The 18,317-nt window shown below is 40.9% G+C and carries 15 protein-coding genes; 6 read left to right on the plus strand and 9 right to left on the minus strand.

The window, feature by feature from the left end:
* Positions 1-249: 249 nt before the first annotated feature.
* Complete coding sequence (locus tag SANK73390_RS08805) at positions 250-1,203, plus strand: AraC family transcriptional regulator (protein ID WP_462765510.1); 954 nt, start codon at positions 250-252, stop codon at positions 1,201-1,203.
* A gap of 55 nt (positions 1,204-1,258) precedes the next feature.
* On the opposite strand, the gene metK is transcribed toward SANK73390_RS08805, so the two are convergent.
* Complete coding sequence (metK, locus tag SANK73390_RS08810) at positions 1,259-2,410, minus strand: methionine adenosyltransferase (RefSeq protein WP_462765512.1); 1,152 nt, start codon at positions 2,408-2,410, stop codon at positions 1,259-1,261.
* 266 nt (positions 2,411-2,676) lie between these two features.
* Here metK and tkt point away from each other — a divergent pair, with 266 nt between their 5' ends.
* On the plus strand, positions 2,677-4,668 hold the full coding sequence (gene tkt / locus SANK73390_RS08815; RefSeq protein ID WP_462765514.1) for a transketolase: 1,992 nt from the start codon (positions 2,677-2,679) through the stop codon (positions 4,666-4,668).
* Between the two features lie 308 nt (positions 4,669-4,976).
* Here tkt and SANK73390_RS08820 read toward each other — a convergent pair whose 3' ends face one another.
* The 7 genes from SANK73390_RS08820 to lptD all read right to left on the minus strand — a co-directional run bounded on the left by SANK73390_RS08820 (position 4,977) and on the right by lptD (position 13,653).
* Positions 4,977-6,992 (minus strand): methyl-accepting chemotaxis protein, encoded by a 2,016-nt coding sequence (locus SANK73390_RS08820; protein ID WP_261594400.1) that lies wholly within the window; start codon positions 6,990-6,992, stop codon positions 4,977-4,979.
* Between the two features lie 116 nt (positions 6,993-7,108).
* Complete coding sequence (locus tag SANK73390_RS08825) at positions 7,109-7,909, minus strand: symmetrical bis(5'-nucleosyl)-tetraphosphatase (RefSeq protein ID WP_462765517.1); 801 nt, start codon at positions 7,907-7,909, stop codon at positions 7,109-7,111.
* Between the two features lie 7 nt (positions 7,910-7,916).
* Positions 7,917-8,306, minus strand: a complete 390-nt coding sequence (gene apaG, locus SANK73390_RS08830) for a Co2+/Mg2+ efflux protein ApaG (protein WP_261594398.1) — start codon at positions 8,304-8,306, stop codon at positions 7,917-7,919.
* On the minus strand, positions 8,290-9,096 hold the full coding sequence (rsmA, locus tag SANK73390_RS08835) for a 16S rRNA (adenine(1518)-N(6)/adenine(1519)-N(6))-dimethyltransferase RsmA (protein WP_462765519.1): 807 nt from the start codon (positions 9,094-9,096) through the stop codon (positions 8,290-8,292). Before rsmA ends, apaG begins: the two co-directional genes overlap by 17 nt.
* Positions 9,093-10,085, minus strand: coding sequence for a 4-hydroxythreonine-4-phosphate dehydrogenase PdxA (gene pdxA / locus SANK73390_RS08840; protein WP_261626490.1), 993 nt, complete (start codon positions 10,083-10,085; stop codon positions 9,093-9,095). Before pdxA ends, rsmA begins: the two co-directional genes overlap by 4 nt.
* A gap of 11 nt (positions 10,086-10,096) precedes the next feature.
* Positions 10,097-11,389: a peptidylprolyl isomerase SurA gene (gene surA / locus SANK73390_RS08845; RefSeq protein WP_462765521.1), complete on the minus strand. Its 1,293-nt coding sequence runs from the start codon at positions 11,387-11,389 to the stop codon at positions 10,097-10,099.
* A gap of 17 nt (positions 11,390-11,406) precedes the next feature.
* Entirely contained in the window at positions 11,407-13,653 is a 2,247-nt protein-coding gene (gene lptD, locus SANK73390_RS08850; protein WP_462765522.1) for an LPS assembly protein LptD, read from the minus strand.
* An 88-nt stretch (positions 13,654-13,741) separates the two neighbouring features.
* Here lptD and SANK73390_RS08855 point away from each other — a divergent pair, with 88 nt between their 5' ends.
* From SANK73390_RS08855 to djlA, 3 genes are read left to right on the plus strand one after another with little or no spacing between them, the layout of a single operon-like run.
* The gene (locus SANK73390_RS08855; protein WP_462765524.1) at positions 13,742-14,752 is read left to right on the plus strand and encodes an aminoglycoside phosphotransferase family protein; all 1,011 of its coding nucleotides are present in this window, start codon (positions 13,742-13,744) and stop codon (positions 14,750-14,752) included.
* Entirely contained in the window at positions 14,752-15,417 is a 666-nt protein-coding gene (murU, locus tag SANK73390_RS08860) for an N-acetylmuramate alpha-1-phosphate uridylyltransferase MurU (protein WP_462765590.1), read from the plus strand. Before SANK73390_RS08855 ends, murU begins: the two co-directional genes overlap by 1 nt.
* 2 nt (positions 15,418-15,419) lie before the next feature.
* On the plus strand, positions 15,420-16,265 hold the full coding sequence (gene djlA, locus SANK73390_RS08865; protein WP_462765526.1) for a co-chaperone DjlA: 846 nt from the start codon (positions 15,420-15,422) through the stop codon (positions 16,263-16,265).
* 1 nt (position 16,266) lies between these two features.
* Here the strand turns inward: djlA and SANK73390_RS08870 are convergent, their stop codons facing one another.
* Positions 16,267-17,124: a DUF3530 family protein gene (locus tag SANK73390_RS08870; RefSeq protein ID WP_462765528.1), complete on the minus strand. Its 858-nt coding sequence runs from the start codon at positions 17,122-17,124 to the stop codon at positions 16,267-16,269.
* Between the two features lie 215 nt (positions 17,125-17,339).
* Here SANK73390_RS08870 and SANK73390_RS08875 point away from each other — a divergent pair, with 215 nt between their 5' ends.
* The gene (locus SANK73390_RS08875; RefSeq protein ID WP_462765530.1) at positions 17,340-18,215 is read left to right on the plus strand and encodes a DUF368 domain-containing protein; all 876 of its coding nucleotides are present in this window, start codon (positions 17,340-17,342) and stop codon (positions 18,213-18,215) included.
* Positions 18,216-18,317 lie beyond the last annotated feature (102 nt).

Consider the following 18,317-nt stretch of genomic DNA (forward strand, 5'->3'; position numbering starts at 1 on the left):
AACAAAGTTGTGACCGTGTAGGGTGACATGCCTTCGTGGTAAGCCATTTTCTGCAGGCAGCGGAGTAAATTCCCCCTTAAATATGCGCGTTAGTACTGAGCAGTCGGTGAGAGCCTCTAAGGTAAAATGACTCGATTTTGGCAGTAAAATTAGGATATCAAGTAAGCGCATAAACAATGCTAATGAGTAAATAGTAGTGCTAGCATATCGTTGTATAGCGAGGCATACTTGACTTTATGAGTCATATTTTTGTCTTTTCACGCCATTATGTTTGATGTTTGTCGTCAGTATTGCCAAGTGTTGGCCGATTATTTGCCATCAGAGTGTTTACACTTAACCCGGATCCCGATGCAGCAATACTTTTCTGCTCTTGAACGTGGTGCAGAAGCAAAAAAAGACCCTCTTTGGGGGTTCGAGCTGGGTAAGCAAATCACCAGTGCTCAATATGGTCTGCTTGGATATTTAGTTGAATCTTCAAGTACTTTGCAAGAAGCATTAGACGCTTTACTGGCTTTTGACAAAACAGTGGCTGATATTGGGGGTTGTCAATTTAGTATCGCGAACAATATCGCTTGTATTACTTGGCAACCTTATGAAAATAACCAGCATGCTATTTTACGTAATATGACGGCGTGGATTGCTATGGTTAGGCATATTACTGGTAAACCGCTTTGTGCGGACTGTATCGAGCTTAATGTGAATGTCAGCGAGCCTGAACTACAGCGATTAACAACATGGTTTAGTTGTGAGGTAAAAGGTAAAGCAACTGGTAATGGGATTTACTTTGACGCTGAGTTGCTAAATCATCCTATATTAACGAAAAATGAATTTGTAAGTGCTAACTTATATCCCGCGATTCAAGATCTTCAGCGTACGTATGAGAGCCCCTCGAACTGGTTAGGGCAATTACAACCCATATTACATAGTTGCGATTTGCATGATATGTCTTTATTGCGCCTAGCTAAAGTCTTAGCAACGTCACCCCGTACATTGCAACGACAATTAAAATCTCATAATTTAAGTTTTTCGCAATTAATAGAGCAAGAGCGCAAAAGGCGCTTTACGCAATTTTGCCATGTACTAAGCAAACAAGCTCTAAGTGAAAGATTGGGTTATGCAGAGCAGGCATCACTTAACCGGGCTGTAAAACGTTGGTATGGTATGTCGCCAAGTGAATATGTTAGAACAACAAACAGTCAGTAATAATAGGAAATAAAAAAGGCGCTTAATGCACCTGTTTTATTTCAGAGCTTGACGTTTACAAGCCAGCAGATGCTTTTAATGCGTCAGCTTTGTCTGTTTTTTCCCATGGGAATTCATCGCGACCAAAGTGGCCGTATGCAGCCGTTGGTTGATAAATAGGACGCTCAAGGTCAAGCATAGTTAAAATGCCATATGGGCGTAAGTCAAAGTGCTCACGGATGATTTCAATTAAGCGTGCTTCCTCTAATTTACCTGTGCCAAATGTTTCAACGCTGATAGATGTTGGCTCAGCAACACCGATTGCATAAGAAACTTGTATTTCACACTTATCTGCAAGCCCAGCTGCAACGATATTTTTAGCAACATAACGTGCTGCATATGCCGCTGAACGGTCTACTTTAGATGGATCTTTACCAGAGAATGCCCCACCACCGTGTCGAGCCATGCCACCGTAGGTGTCAACAATAATTTTACGGCCAGTTAGGCCACAGTCACCCATTGGACCACCGATAACAAAGCGGCCAGTCGGGTTAATGAAAAACTTGGTTGCTTGAGTGATAAGCTCAGCAGGAAGAACCGGCTTGATAATGGTTTCCATTACTGCTTCAACCAAATCATCTTGAGAAATTGAATCACAGTGTTGAGTTGATAATACAACAGCATCGATACCCACCGCTTTACCATTTTCGTAGGCAAAAGTTACCTGCGATTTAGCATCAGGGCGTAACCAGCTTAGCTCGCCACTTTTGCGTACTTGCGCTTGGCGTTGGACTAGGCGATGTGAGTAAGTAATGGGTGCAGGCATTAGCACGTCAGTTTCATTACATGCATAACCAAACATTAGACCTTGGTCACCAGCACCTTGCTCTTCAGCGCGAGCACGGTCAACACCTTGGTTAATATCAGGTGATTGTTTCCCAATGGTGTTTAAAATTGCACATGAATCGGCATCAAAGCCCATATCTGAATGTGTGTAACCAATTTCACGTACAGTTTTACGTGTTAGCTCTTCAATATCTACCCAAGCACTTGTGGTTACTTCACCACCGACCATAACCATACCGGTTTTAACGTAAGTTTCACACGCAACACGTGCTTTTGGATCTTGCTCTAAAATTGCATCAAGTACCGCATCAGAAATTTGATCGGCGATTTTATCCGGATGACCTTCAGAAACAGACTCAGAAGTAAATAAATGTTTTGCCATTGTATTTATGCTCACAAATATTGCGCTTCACAAACTACGGGGATAGCGCTAAAGAATTAAGGGAAGTATTTTAACTAAAAGTGTAGCATATTAATAGCTTTTTTACGCCTAGACGTCTAAAACGGTTCAATCGTTTCACAAGGCTTTAAAAACTGGGCTTTGAACCACGTTTTATTGGAATTACCATTGCAGTTTAGAGTGAAAATAAGTAAGAATGGGCACTTTCAAGACCCGCGCACAAATAAATTTTAAAGGTAGGAGAATTCATGCCATCTCGCAAAGAACTTGCAAATGCAATCCGTGTTCTGTCAATGGATGCGGTTCAAAAGGCCAAATCTGGTCACCCTGGTGCCCCTATGGGTATGGCGGATATCGCAGAGGTGCTCTGGCGCGATTATCTAAAGCATAATCCAAGTAATCCACAATGGGCTGACAGAGACCGCTTTGTATTGTCAAATGGGCATGGTTCAATGCTGATTTATTCTTTGTTACATTTAAGCGGTTATGAGTTATCGATTGATGATTTGAAAAACTTTCGTCAAATGCACTCAAAAACACCAGGTCACCCAGAATACGGTTATGCGCCAGGTATTGAAACAACAACTGGTCCACTAGGCCAAGGCATAACTAACGCAGTTGGTATGGCTATTGCCGAAAAATCGCTCGCAGCCCAATTTAATCGTGGTGAGCATGATATTGTAGATCATTACACCTATACCTTTTTAGGTGATGGTTGTTTGATGGAAGGGATTTCGCATGAAGCATGTTCGTTGGCAGGTACGCTAGGCTTAGGCAAGCTCATCGCGTTCTGGGATGATAACGGCATATCTATTGATGGCGAAGTAGAAGGTTGGTTTAGCGATGATACACCAAAGCGTTTTGAAGCTTATGGATGGCACGTTATTGCTGGTGTAGATGGTCACGATAGTGATGCAATTACTGCTGCTATCGAAGCGGCGCGTGCTGAGTCAGATAAGCCAACATTAATTTGTTGTAAAACGGTGATTGGCTATGGCTCTCCAAATAAATCTGGTAGTCATGATTGTCATGGTGCGCCATTGGGTGATGATGAAATTAAAGCGTCGCGTGAGTTTCTAGGTTGGACGCATGGTGCGTTTGAAGTTCCTGAAGATATTTATGCCAAGTGGAACGCCACAGCGCGTGGTCAGCAACAGCAAAGCGAGTGGACAATTAAATTCACAGAATATCAGCTTGAGTATCCAGAACTAGCCGCTGAATTTGAACGTCGAATGAAAGGTGACTTGCCAGCAAATTGGCAGGAGCATACGCAAGGGTATATTGCGCAATTGCAAGCTAATCCAGCGAACCCTGCAACACGTAAAGCATCGCAAAATGCACTCAATGCATTTGGCCCTATTTTACCTGAATTTATGGGTGGCTCTGCAGATTTAGCAGGTTCTAATTTAACATTATGGGATCAGTCAAAAGGCCTAACTGCAGACGATGCCTCAGGTAACTATATTTTTTACGGTGTACGTGAGTTTGGTATGTCTGCCATTATGAATGGTATTGCACTGCATAAAGGGTTTGTGCCTTATGGTGCAACATTCCTAATGTTTATGGAATATGCACGCAATGCAGTTCGTATGGCAGCACTGATGAAGCAGCCAAGCATTTTTGTATATACACATGACTCAATTGGTTTGGGGGAAGATGGGCCAACGCACCAACCAGTAGAGCAAATTGCCAGCATGCGTCTAACACCAAATTTAGTAAACTGGCGTCCGTGCGACCAAGTTGAATCAGCTGTTGCATGGCAGCAAGCGATTGAGCGTAAAGATGGGCCAACGTCGCTTATCTTTACTCGTCAAGGCTTAGAGCAGCAAGCACGTGATGAGCAGCAAGTTCAAGCAATTAAGCAAGGCGGTTACGTACTAAGTTGTGACGGAAACCCTGAGCTTATTCTTATTGCTACTGGCTCAGAAGTTCAATTGACGGTTGATGCTGCCAAGGTGTTACGCGAGTCAGGTAAAAAGGTACGCGTTGTGTCTATGCCATCAACTGATGTATTTGATGCTCAATCTGCACAATACAAAGAAAGTGTACTGCCAAGTGCAGTATCTCGTCGTGTTGCAGTTGAAGCAGGCATTGCAGATTACTGGTACAAGTACGTAGGCTTAAATGGCGCCGTGGTTGGTATGAGCACTTTTGGGGAATCAGCACCAGCCAATGAGCTATTTGCGCACTTTGGTTTTACAGTTGAAAACGTTGTAGCGAAAGCAAACAGCTTGTTTTAATCGCACTCTACTGAATACAGTAGCTTGTTAGACATAAACAATGATGTAAAAACCCGCTTCGGCGGGTTTTTTTATACTCAAGATTTGCTAAAGATTAAAGTTGCAGTTTGCACTAATACCAGTTTTATTAAGCATTGAATATTCAAGCGAACTTTATGACTCATAAGCTGCGTTTAATACTATGTGTGGTATAACTCAAATTATTTATTGGGCAAATTCGCTTATCCAGAGCAGGGGTTAGCTTATAGTAACTGCACTAAAAAAGCGCCATTAAGGCGCTTATCAAGAATCCGATAAATTTTACCAGTCTAAACTTTAAATTGCTCAACCGATTGACGTAGCTCTTCTGCCAGCTTTGCCACTTCACTACTTGAAATTGACGTTTGACTGGCACCTTCAGCTGTTTGCTCGGCAATAGATACAATAGACTCAAGACGCTCACTGATCTCTTGTGCAACTTGTTGCTGCTCGTTGGCTGCATTGGATATCTCTTCACTCACATCATGCGCTTGTGATACTGCTTGCGTAATTGAGTTTAGCGCATCGTTTGCAAGGTCGCTTTTCTCTACACAAGATTCCGCTTGTTGTTTACCTTTAGACATGGCTCTAACTGCTTCTTCGGCACCCGCTTGGAGTGATTCAATCATAGACTGAATTTCTTGGGTAGACTCTTGCGTTTTGCTTGCTAATGAGCGAACTTCATCTGCAACGACAGCAAAACCACGACCTTGTTCACCAGCTCGGGCTGCTTCAATCGCTGCATTGAGCGCTAGCAAGTTCGTTTGTTCAGCAATACCACGGATCACATCTAAGATACCACCAATAGATGCACTGTCTTGATGGAGCTTATTGATAACGCCTGAGGCTTCATCTACCTCTTTTGCAAGTTGTTCAATGGTATGTTTATTATCGTAAGAAATACCTTTAACTCTTTCAGCTTCTTTATCCGCATTTTTTATCTCAAGCAATGCTTGATGTGCGCTGTTACTCACACCGTGCGAGGTACTACTCATTTCGGTTGTTGCAGTAGCAGCTTGTTCAACTTGCGCCTGTTGGTTACGAATCGCTTGGCTTGACTCATTGGTAATGGTTGATGTTTCTTCAGATGCTGCAGCAAGCTGTGTGGAGCGAGAGACGATGCCTGTAATTAGCTCACGTAAGCTACTAATCAAGGTATTACAGCTACGAGATAACTCACCAAACTCATCCCGAGCAGAGTCATCTAACTTCTGAGTCATGTCACCACCGGCAACAATAGTTAAAACTCGATTGACTTCAGATAGAGGCTTGGTAATTAAGTTGACTGTAATATAGGCCACAACAATGGCGATTAAGGTTGCGACTATCATGCCAACCCAAGTCCATAGATTTGCCGCATTCACATCTTGTCGCACGTCTTGTTGCAAATTGAATGCAACTTTACTTGCTTCGTCTAGTAGCTCATCAAGCTGTTTTAAAGCAGCTTGGGTAGTTTGCTCAGAGTCTTGTAATTCCTTGCGAGTCATGTCGATGGCATTAATCAATCGCTTTTTGTTTTCAAATAAGCTTTGATTACCTGTCACTTGCTTTTCAAGGGCGCCATAGTACGACTCTAAATCAGCAAACAAATCAGCATCTAGCGCTAGTACTGGGCCTTTCATTAGGTCCATATTACGTGCAAGCTCACCAATTAAATATTCTTGATCTTTTTTAACGATAGAGAGTGTGTTCAAGTTAGTAATCGTTAGCATGTCAGTACTATTAGTTACCATAGATGAAAAGTTATTTTCCATACTAGTTGCAGCTTGGTAAGCGCGTGTACTTTGCTCTTTTAACTCATCTAGGTCAATAATATCCAAAACCACCGTGGTGGCATCTTCAGCACTTATCTCTATTTCTTCTAATTGTGATTTAAGCGTTTTACGCAGCTCAAGTTCAAGCGCCTTATCTTTTTTTAAGCTTGCGACAGATTTAGAAAAAGTGGCAAAGGTTTTCCCAACATCGCGTGCATTGTTAGCCAATTTAGGACTATCTTGTACAACTTGCTTTAATTGAGAGTAGGTTTTTTCAAACGCTCTTTGTCTTTTATCAAACTGGGTTTTTAAATTATTTAGCTCAGCAGGTGTTTGCGCATAAAAAGTGCCTTGTGCCATTTTGCTCATCAATGAAAATTCAACTTGCAGTTCTGAGCTTTTATCTAGCGCGGGCAGAGATAGTCGATTGACCTGTTGTGTCGAGCTATCGATATTTGCAATCCGTAGCAACGAGTTTCCGCCAATTAACAGCAGTAAAAGAGTGATAAAAATAAAACCACCCCAAATTCTTTGGCTAACAGTCAAGTTCATACAGGTTCCATAAATTTACTAATAGGATTGAATAACTTATCGGTCATATTAAGGATAAGTTAAGTATTTTATAGCAGATACGTTTAAAAAATTCAGTAAAACCAGATAAGCTTACCTCATTTGCATGAAAAATGCTCACCTGATGTTAAATCCATTAATGTCATCGGGCCACCCCACACACATCCAGTATCTAAAGCAATCACATTTTTTAAGTTAGTTTTCCCTTCAAGGGCTGCCCAATGTCCAAAAACATAGCGAGTTGTATCTTGCGCAAAGCGTTTATCTGCAAACCAAGGTTTTAAGCTATCAGATGACTCAGCAGGGCCTTTATGCCTGAGATCCAATTGATTATCTTTGTCGACAAAGCGCATACGTGTAAACACATTGACAATGGTTTTGAATTTATCAAACTGACTTAGATCGTTTAATTTACCATTGGGACATTGGCCATACATGTTTGCAAAAAAGTTCATGCTATTTTTTGATTGATAGCATTGTTTTGCAAAGTCAGCAAGTTGTAAAGCTTGCTGAATACTCCAACTAGGATGTATTCCTGCATGAGATATAAATGTATCAAGCTTTGGTAAAAAAATAGCTAATGGCTGGCTTTGTAACATTGATATATATTGTGGCAATTTTTTACTGGCAAATACGCCTTCTAATCTGTCTTTAGCATTGGGGGCTTTGCTTAGGTACGCACAGGCCAAAAAGTGCAGATCGTGATTGCCTAGTGTAATGGTAATGGCACTTTGGTTAACGCACAAAAAGTCTAAACAAGCTTGTGAATCAGGCCCTCGTGCAACAATATCTCCTACTAGATAGAGGTGATCTTGGCTTGGGTTGAAATCTACAATATCTAAAAGCTGCATAAATGGTTTATAGCAGCCTTGTAGATCTCCAATTGCATATTGAGCCATAATAAAGCTAGTGTAAAATGTTTGGACAGGCTAAGCGAAATACGGCAACCGGGGCTTCAAATTCACTGCCAAATTCGTTACGCATAACGTAATGGCCTTGCATGGTGCCAATAGGGGTGTCCAGTACTGCGCCACTGGTGTATTTATAGCTTTCGCCAGGGCCAATGGTTGGTGTTTCTCCAACAACGCCTTCACCTTCTACTTCTGTTTCTTTACCATTTGCATCAGTAATTAACCAATACCGACTATAAAGCTTGGCACTACACAAACTATGATTTTTGATAGTGATTGTATAGGCAAATACAAATTTGTCTTTTTCAGGCTGTGACTGGGCTTCTACATAAAAAGTTTCTACAGAAACTTTAATCGGTGAGCCAATATTACTGCTTGTTGTCATAAATCCAATTAGCTATATCTATAAATTGTGCAAGGGATAGGTTTTCAGCGCGTTTAGAGGCATCTATGCCCAATTGTGCCATTTCATCGCTTGTTAGTAAATTAGATAAACTATTACGTAACGTTTTGCGGCGTTGATTAAAGGCTTCTAAACAAACTGTGTTTAAAATTTTAGTGCTTTTAGCACTGCGTTGCTCCGGCTTTTTTGGGATTAAGCGAATAACAGCAGAGTCTACTTTTGGTGCAGGCTTAAAACACTCTGGTGGTACATCAATCACCGGCATTGCATTACAATAATACTGAGTCATGACGCTTAAGCGACCAAAAGCTTTAGAGTCAGGGCTTGCAACCATGCGTTTTACGACTTCTTTTTGCAGCATAAAATGCATGTGCTCTACATTGTCTGCAAATTCAAATAAGTGAAACAGCAGCGGTGTAGAGACGTTGTAAGGTAAATTACCGAAGATTTTAAGCTTTTCATCACCTTTAATTAAGCTAGAAAAATCGAACTTCATGGCATCGCCTTGATGAACGGTCAGCTTAGGTCCCATAAACGGATGGTGAATTAGACGCTCTGCGAGATCTTTATCTAGTTCAACAACTGTCAGGTGACCACTTAAATCAACAACTGGTTCTGTAATGGCACCGAGGCCTGGGCCGATTTCGACTAAATGATCGGCAGGTTTTGGGTCTATGGCGGTAACAATTTTATCGATGATCATATCATCGTTTAAAAAGTTTTGACCAAAACGTTTACGGGCACGGTGGCCTAAGTGTACTTTGTCTGTCATGAACTCTGTGCTTTTTCAGTGGCGAGCTTTATAGCTTCGCGAATAGCTAAATCAAAACTACCCACCTCAATATCGTTAGTTGCTGCTAAATCGAGCGCAGTACCGTGATCTACTGAGGTGCGAATAAAGGGTAATCCCAGTGTAATGTTTACTGAGTTACCAAATCCTTTATATTTTAACACAGGTAAGCCTTGATCGTGATACATAGCGAGTACCGCATCGGCATTATCTAAATATTTAGCTTGAAATAAGGTATCTGCGGGCAATGGACCGATAAAGTTCATACCTTGTTGGTTAAGCGTATTCAGTGTAGGTGTAATGGTATCTATTTCTTCTTTCCCTAAATGGCCGTCTTCACCTGCATGCGGGTTCAGGCCACAAACCAATACTCTTGGCTTATCAATTCCAAACTTATTTTTTAAATCGTCATGAAGTATTGAGGCAACCTTAGTTAAGCGTTCTTTAGTTACGGCTCTAGACACATATTCTAGAGGAATATGTGTTGTGACAAGTGCAACTCTTAGGCCCTCAGTTGCAAGCATCATCACAACATCTGATGTACCTGACTGTTGTGCAAAATACTCAGTGTGCCCACTAAAAGAGATTCCCGCTCGGTTGATAATACCTTTATGTACAGGGCCTGTAACCACTGCATCGAAAGTACCATCCATGTTTTTTTCAGAAGCCAAACGCAGAGTTTCCAACACGTATAGGCCATTTATTTCGTCTAGTATGCCAGGTGTTACAGCACCGCCTTTATTTACTTGTAAGTAATATAAACAGCCTGGTGGAGCTGGTTGGGGCTCATCATCAGCGTTAAACTCTAACATTGTGATACTCGCCCCAAGCTCTTTGGCACGTTGTTCTATAACTGTTTTGTCTACAACTGCGACAAGCTGCACAGGCCAGCTTTTTTGTACAAGTTTAATAACTAAGTCAGGACCAATACCTGCAGGCTCACCCGGCGTAATCGCAATTCTTAATGTCATAACGTATCTACTTACTCTGTGGCAAAAACATCGATGTGAGCTTGCTCTCTGATTTCACTTTGCCATTTAAAGGCTTCTTCTTTGAACTTTCGATTGTACAGTAGACCGTGTGCACGGTTGAGTTTTGCTTGCTCAGTTTTATCGGCAACACGTTTTTCAAGAAGTTGAACAATATGCCAACCGAAACTGCTTCTAAATGGTTCACTTATTTCATCTTTTTCTAATGCGGAAAGCGCTTTAGTAAAAGCTGGGACGTAAGTTGTTGGGTCAGTCCAATCATACTCACCACCTTTAAGTGCAGACCCTGGGTCCTCTGAATGCTCTTTGGCTAGTTCTGCAAAGTCAGCGGTGCCGGCTCGTAGGTCTTTAACAAACCCTGAGAGCATTTGCTGGGCTTTTTCTTCACTAAGAATAATTGATGGCTTGATTAGAATATGTCTCGATCGTACTTCAGTGGTTTCTACAACTTTACGGCCACGAATGTCTTGGATTTTTAATACATGAAAACCTGCACCAGAGCGAACAGGGCCGATAATGTCGCCTTTCTTCTTTCCTTTAACAGCTTCTGCAAATAGTGATGGCATTTCATTTATACTCATCCAGCCTAGTTGTCCACCTTCTAATGCCTTTGGGCCGCTAGAGGATGCAATCGCGATGCGTTTAAATTCTTTTCCTTCGTTTAAAAATTCGATTACTTTATTGGCACGCGTGCCTGCATCCTCAATTTCTTCAGGTGTCGCTTTACTTGGAATTTTAACTAAGATATGACCTAAGTCGAATTCTTCAGAACTGCCTGTTTGCTCAGATAATATTTTTTGTAAGTTCGCTATCTCACGTGGGCTGATGTATACACGGCGGTCGACATTCGCGCGTCTAACTTGGCTGATGGTAATTTCTTTGCGAATTTGTTCTCGATATTCTTGAAAACTCTCGCCGCTGGCTTCAACTGTTTTTCTTAAATCAGCAATGGTGCCAGCTTGCTCGGATGCAATGTTTGCCAGAGTTTGATCAAGCTGCGCATCAGATATTTCCATCCCCATACGTTCAGCTAACTGTAGCATAAGCGTTTGATCCACTAGGCGATCTACTGCTTGAATACGCAGGGTCTGATCGGATGGTAGCTCTGTACTTTGTTGTTTAGCTTGTTCTTTTACGCGTGTAATAATTTGATCCACTTCACTTTCTAAAATGACCCCATCATTTACAGTGGCGACTACTTTATCAATTTGCACTCGCTCTGCGAATGCATTTTGATGAATACTAAGCCCAACGAGGGCAACCAATAACAGCTTTTTAAAATTCATAATGTTCTAATATTTTATTAATTATTCAAAAAATAAGGGCGGCGATAGCTGAACAAGCCTTGTTGTAGTACTTGTTCAATATCGTAGTTTGACTTACCACCTAAGCCTTTAAGTACAAAACTTATACCTATGCTGGAGTCAAACTGTGCGTCATCTTGGTGTATGGTACGATTTAAGTCGGTTTCAATCTGTCTTTTACCTGTTAATTGAATTGCCCAGCAGCAACTTTCATAGCGCACGCCGGCAAATACTTCTACACTTCGTCCGGTTGTTAAGTCTCGGTGATAGCTTGCGACCATCTGCCAATTATCGTTAATTGGTAAGCTGCTAAACAAGCCAACTTGATCTATTTCATACCCTGAGACATCGCTTGCATAACGATGGTTCAATTGAACTAGCTTATTATTATCACCTTTATAATCCAACGTAGTATGTGACTCTATGAGTTCTTTTGCGTCTGCATCATACTGTATGCCAGCAGAGAAGTACCAACGCCTGTGCCAATGTATCATGGTTTGGGCTGCAAACAAGGCATTATAGTTTGTTTGGTTATCAAAACTTTGTGCGCTTGGTTTTACATCATCTTCTAGGTAAATAATTTGTCCAGCACTGAAATTAAAACGCTCTTGATTTCTTTCATCAAATATTCGAGTGGTTGCACCAAGTGTAATTTGGTTAGCTTGAGCAATTCTATCTACACCAGAAAAGCGTTGTTCTCGAAATAGACCATAGAAGTCATCCTGCATTTTTGTCGTATCAAATAAACCTATATTTTCTTGGTTTCTTTCTGGCGTATATAGATATTGAACTTGAGGCTCAAGTGTTTGCGTGCCATTAAGTATGAAAAGCTGGGTATCACGTTCAAAATTAAGCTGCCCATGAATACGAACTTTGGGCATAGTCCTTGAAACATCATAGTCATACACGGTGTTTTGTAAATCACCCTTTTGCTCATAACGCGTGTGTAAAAGGCTTACTTCGCTTAGGAGCGACCATGCGGTGTTGTTAATGCTAAAGCTTGCTTTAGGTTCTATATGAAAACGTGAAGCTTCTTCAATTAATAGTTCGCTATTGCTAAAGTAGCTAAACTCACCTTGCAAGTTAAAATCAAGTCCTAGGGCATTGTATGCCTCTCGGTTTCGCCAAGTAACCTGCGGTAATGCGGCGTAAGATTCTGTATGATCTCCGAGAACTTCAAAGTTTTGTAGCTTTATATCTGTTAACCAATGCTCGCCTAAATAACTTAATACTGCGGTTCTATCGAGCTGCGTGCCGGTTTCATTTGCATACTCAGAAGTAAGATCAGTGAGGTAATTATCATCACTTACGTTAGTTATATCAAAACGTAAGCGCCAGTTATCACTGAGGTAACTTTGTTGGTTCCAGTGGACTAAATATCGCTCGTCTAATTGAGGCTCTGAGTCATCTTTTTCTAAAAACTCAATACCAAGTCGGCCGGTATGTTGCTCTGTTAGATAGCGAAATTCACTGTTTAATTGCACCCCTTGGTTTGACATATAGCGGGGTGATAAAGTTGCGTCAAAATTAGGTGCTATATTCCAATAATAAGGTAATACAATCTCTAAGCCATAACGGCTCGAAGGTGCTATTTTAGGCATTAACAATCCAGATTTACGCCTATCATCAATAGGGAACGTAAAATAAGGAATATATAACACGGGTGTGTTGAGTATTTTTAATACCGCGTTACGTGTTTCACCCCACCCCTCATACTTTGACAAAGTAATACTATCTGCTTCTAGCTCCCAGAATGGCCGCTGTGCAGGGCATGTGGTAAAACTTGAATTAATTAATGATATTTTGCTTTGTGATGCTGACAGCTTTTCAGCTCCACCATGACCGAGTTGTTGTGTTAATTGGTAGTCAGCGCCGAGTAAGCTGATTTCAGTATTATCTAAATCAGCATATAGTGCATTGGCATTTACGTCGCTAAAAAGGTCTTGATAGCGAAGAGGGCCTGTCGCATTAAGTAAACCTTGTTTTTTATCAATGAGGGCGCTGCTTGCAAATAGCGACATTTTATTAGTGTTGATAACGACATCACCTGAAAACTCAGCACTATCTTTGCCTTGCATCTCAACATCATCGGCTTGAATATCAATGGCATTGTTAGGTAATGAGCTTAAAGGTTGCCATGCTAAAGGTTGCAAGTGCTGGCCACATAGTTTAGGTGTAAACTCTGACTCAGCTATCGCGTTGGTACTGAAAATTACAGTTGCGATAACGCCCCATGCTTTGCTCATTTATTAACCTTGAACGCCGTTGTTTATATATAAGCAAGACATGATAAAGTAAAACTTGGCGAAATACAGTAATTAAGAGTGGAATTTTGTGACAAAAAGGCAAAATAGACAAAGCTTATACACGGGCTTTTTACAGTCGTATTTTAAAAGTGAAGACTTTCAATGTATCGCTATAACCAGTGATGCAAGCTTCCGTTGTTATCATCGAGTGTCGTGTAGAGGACAGAATTATATTTTAATGGACTCAGACCCCAGTAAATTGGATAACCAGCCTTTTATAGCGCTGAATGCTAACTTTTTAAACAATGGCATAAAAGTACCTAAGATTTTACATGCCGACACAGAACAAGGTTTAATCCTGTTAGAAGATTTGGGCAAAGAACACTTGGCTGATAGAGTTCATTTATCCAGCAGATATACCGATTACTGTGAAATCCTTGCTCTGCTGCCTAATATCGCAACAACCTTAGAATCTCCTTTCATGAAAGCCTATGATGCTGAATTCATTAGTTTGGAAATAGATATTTTTTGGCAGTGGTTAGTATGCGAATGGCTAGCTTTAAGCCGCGATGAATTACCTTCTAAGGCGTTCCAAGCAAGTAAGTCTTATTTAGTGAATGCGATATCGGCTCAGCCTCAAGTCACCATGCATCGCGATTTTCATAGTCGTAATATTATGCATACTAACACTGGTTGGGCTTTGATAGATTATCAAGATGCAGTGCAAGGACCGGTTACTTACGATGCGGTATCTTTACTGAGAGATTGTTATTTTAAATTGCCAAAAGAGGAATTTAATACGCTTCGTTTAAAAAGTTTTGAAATTTTAGGCGATGCTCAGCTTTTATCTGGTATGTCTTTTGAACAGTATTGTTATTATTTTGATATGACTGGAATGCAACGACATTTAAAAGCAGCAGGTATATTTTGTCGTTTATTGTTACGAGATGAAAAAGCTGGCTACTTAAAAGATATTATTCCAACCCTTAAATATATTGAAGATGTGGCAAAGTGTTACGAGTCATTTCAGTGGCTTGCAACTTGGTTGCGCCATGAGATAATACCAAAAGTAGAAGCTAAGCTAAGTTGCAACACATGATAAAAGCAATGATCCTTGCAGCAGGTCGCGGAAAGAGAATGATGCCCTTGACTGCTAACCTCCCAAAACCGATGTTAGAAGTTGCTGGACGGCCGTTAATTGAGTATCACATTCAACGTTTAAAGCGCGCGGGTATTGTTGATATTGTGATTAATCTTGCATGGCAAGGTGAAAAAATCAGAGAATATTTTGCAGATGGCTCACAATTTGGTGTAAATATTTGCTATACCAACGAGCCTGGAGGTGGACTAGAAACCGCTGGTGGGATTATCAATGCGATGGGTTTATTATGTGAATCACAGGATAAGTTCATTGTACTTAACGGCGACATATTTACCGATTATGATGTGAGTGCCTTAACGCAACTGGTGCTCAACCATGGTGAAGCGCATATTGTGTTGGTTGAAAACCCTGTTCATAATCCCGAAGGGGATTTTTGTTTAGCACATCAAGCAAGCAATCAGCAGCGTTATACTTTTTCAGGTATTGGTTTGTATCAAAAAGCATTTTTTAGTCCTCATGACGCAGGTTTTTTGCCATTAGGGCCGATATTAAGAGCAGGCTTAAATGAAGGCCGAGTGTCAACAGAACTGTATTTAGGGCAATGGAGTGACATTGGTACACCAGAGCGGTTGTTGGAAATAAACCAAAAGCAGGAGCAATAATAATGTGGGGCAAGCTGTTAGGTACTTGTTTTGGTTTTATGTTTGGCCGTTGGATTGGTGCAATATTAGGCTTTTGGCTGGGACATATGTTCGACAGAAGCTTAAAGCAAAACTTTGATAAAGTGGGCGGTTTTCAAGGCTTTTTTAGTGGTGATGATTTACATCAACGCCAAGCTTTGTTTTTTTCTAGCTGTTTTGCAGTAATGGGGCATATTGCTAAGTCTAATGGTCGAGTGAGCGAAGTACATATTCAAGCTGCGACAGCATTTATGGATGAAATGGGCTTACATGGGGAAAATCGACAAGAGGCACAAAGTGCATTTAGAGCTGGTAAAGAGTCAGAGTTTAAACTCAAAGAAGCGATTCAAGACTTTAAAGAAGTGTTTGCTCGGCGTTATGATTTATTGCAGTTATTTTTAGAAATCCAAATTCAAATGGCTTTTTCTGATGGGCATTTGGCAGCACAAGAAAAACAGCTACTACAGAAAGTGAGTCAATATTTAGGTATTTCAACGGCACATTTTCGTTTTATGTTGAAACGTTATCAAGCAGAGTTTAGCTTTCGTCAACAACAGCAACGTTTTCAACAAAGTCAGCAGCAATATTCCCAACAAAACAGGACTGTACAGCCTGATTCAACACTTTCAAAGACACAAGCGCTTGCCATGTTAGGCCTTTCTAATGATGCTAATGACAAAGATATAAAGCGTGCGTATCGTAAATTAATGGCACAACATCACCCTGATAAACTGGTCTCTCAGGGCTTGCCTGAGCATATGATGGAAGTGGCGAAACGGAAAAGTCAGGATATTCAGTCCGCATATGAGTTTTTAAAAAAGGCGGGTTAATTTATAATTGCCTTAGGAAACCATCCAGCTCTTTGCGCAAACGCTGATGTTGCCTTGGCTCGGTACTAATACCAAAGAGCTCGCGTTGTCGGTAATCGTACTTGTTATTTCGTTTAACCCATCGAATGCGTTGCTTTGCGTTGTCTAAAATCGACTGAGTATCTTGTGAGTAAATAATATCGAGTAACGGCGGGCTAACCAACGAAAGTACAGCGGGTAAATGCTTGTTTCTTTTTGTGTTAGGTAGCTGGGCGCTGACTGTAACAAACGCATCGATCCTGATATTGGGCAATGATGCAAGGTACTCGGAAAATACCCCAGCACTAACTCCGTGTGCAATGACCACTAGCTGTTCTTGGTCGGTCATTTGTAATTGATTATACAAAGCATCAAAGCTTGCAAGCAACTGCTCTTTATAATCATCTAACATCGGCTCTGACCATGGCCCCGGGTAATCCATTTCAGCTGTTTCTTCACTTTGTGTCGTGATTGGGTCGACTTGCAATAGATCTGCTTGCCAATTTAGGTGCGGAGTTTGAACAGCATAAGTATCAAAGCCATCATCAGTGAGTGCTTGCGAAAGGTAACTTAAACCATGCACAGATACAGGGCCTTGGCCCGCACCGGGTAGTATTACCACAATTCCTCGTTTGCTTGCACTCATATAGGGAGAAAATAAAGTCAGTACTTTGCCTTCTTCGGTCTCAAGCTCAATTAATTTATCAGGAAAATACTTAGCTAAGTCACGCTGCTCGATGGTAACGCTAGGCTCAGGCATGACAAATTGTGCAGAGGCTGCATCGCTGGTTCCACTAATAGTTAATACTAAAATGCATAAAAGGCATGTTACAAATGACATAGCGATACTATATAGATAAACAATAATCTTTTATCGGCAGCAAACAGGTTTTTTTAAGTAAAAAAACAACGACAACATAAATGTTAACGGTGTAGTGCTGTTTGATGTGATTATTTACGTTAAACTAGCGGCAAATTTAGACATGGAGTAAAAAAGTGACACGTCATTGTGATTCAAAACGGGACTATGTTTGGTTCTTCTTAAAAGGAGCAGGGATGGGCGCCGCAGATGTTGTACCAGGTGTTTCTGGTGGAACTATCGCATTTATAACAGGGATTTATACACGTTTCTTACATGCACTTAAAAGTTTTGATTTAGAGGCCTTAGGGATACTACAAAAAAGTGGCTTAAAAGCGTTTTGGATTCATGTTGATGGTGCTTTCTTATTAACGGTATTTGCGGGTTTGATTACAAGTGCAGTCTCGCTTGCTAAATTGATCACCTATTTACTTGCTAATCATCAACTCTTAGTATGGTCTTTTTTCTTTGGCCTGATTATCGCGTCATTTGTGCATGTTGCAAAACAAGTCACTCATTGGCGGTGGTCAACAGTGTTTAGTTGTATAGTTGGGGCTGTTGCTGCTTTTGCGATCACAACAATCGCGCCGACTGAAGCTCAGCCTCATTGGTGGATGTTTTTTATCTCAGGCATGATTGCTATATGTGCGATGATTTTGCCAGGCATCTCAGGAAGTTTTATTTTACTTTTGCTTGGCATGTATGGCCATGTACTTAGCGCGGTAACAGAAAAAGAGCTGTTGCTTGTTGGCCTATTTGTTATGGGCTGTGCGGTTGGGTTGATGATCTTCTCTCGGTTCTTATCTTGGTTGTTAGACAAGTACCAGCAGGTAACATTTTCATTACTAGCTGGTTTTTTACTCGGTTCTTTGAATCTACTTTGGCCTTGGAAAACAGTATTGTCGACTTATACCAATTCACATGGCTTAGAAAAGCCATTGTTACAGCAAAATGTGAGTCCGATAGAGTTTGCGTCTGTAACGGGCCTAGCACCACAAACAGGTACTTGTATTGCATTAGCAATTGCTGGTTTATTGCTAATTTTAGCTTTGGAAAAGCTCACGGCCAAATAACCTGTATGAATTAAACACCATTGAAACCAAAGAGGGATGATTGTCTTGGTTTTGATGGTGTATGCATTTTTTAAGTTTTTTCTATCTTGTTTTTACAATATT

The organism is Pseudoalteromonas sp. SANK 73390 (assembly GCF_054966645.1).

What these genes read in the sequence shown, in the direction of transcription:
- surA (WP_462765521.1), bottom strand. Translation starts at nt 11,389, where the DNA reads ATGAATTTTAAAAAGCTGTTATTGGTTGCCCTCGTTGGGCTTAGTATT.
- lptD (WP_462765522.1), bottom strand. Translation starts at nt 13,653, where the DNA reads ATGAGCAAAGCATGGGGCGTTATCGCAACTGTAATTTTCAGTACCAAC.
- SANK73390_RS08870 (WP_462765528.1), bottom strand. Translation starts at nt 17,124, where the DNA reads ATGTCATTTGTAACATGCCTTTTATGCATTTTAGTATTAACTATTAGT.
- tkt (WP_462765514.1), top strand. Translation starts at nt 2,677, where the DNA reads ATGCCATCTCGCAAAGAACTTGCAAATGCAATCCGTGTTCTGTCAATG.
- SANK73390_RS08825 (WP_462765517.1), bottom strand. Translation starts at nt 7,909, where the DNA reads ATGGCTCAATATGCAATTGGAGATCTACAAGGCTGCTATAAACCATTT.
- SANK73390_RS08820 (WP_261594400.1), bottom strand. Translation starts at nt 6,992, where the DNA reads ATGAACTTGACTGTTAGCCAAAGAATTTGGGGTGGTTTTATTTTTATC.
- apaG (WP_261594398.1), bottom strand. Translation starts at nt 8,306, where the DNA reads ATGACAACAAGCAGTAATATTGGCTCACCGATTAAAGTTTCTGTAGAA.
- djlA (WP_462765526.1), top strand. Translation starts at nt 15,420, where the DNA reads ATGTGGGGCAAGCTGTTAGGTACTTGTTTTGGTTTTATGTTTGGCCGT.
- SANK73390_RS08875 (WP_462765530.1), top strand. Translation starts at nt 17,340, where the DNA reads ATGGGCGCCGCAGATGTTGTACCAGGTGTTTCTGGTGGAACTATCGCA.
- pdxA (WP_261626490.1), bottom strand. Translation starts at nt 10,085, where the DNA reads ATGACATTAAGAATTGCGATTACGCCGGGTGAGCCTGCAGGTATTGGT.
- rsmA (WP_462765519.1), bottom strand. Translation starts at nt 9,096, where the DNA reads ATGACAGACAAAGTACACTTAGGCCACCGTGCCCGTAAACGTTTTGGT.
- metK (WP_462765512.1), bottom strand. Translation starts at nt 2,410, where the DNA reads ATGGCAAAACATTTATTTACTTCTGAGTCTGTTTCTGAAGGTCATCCG.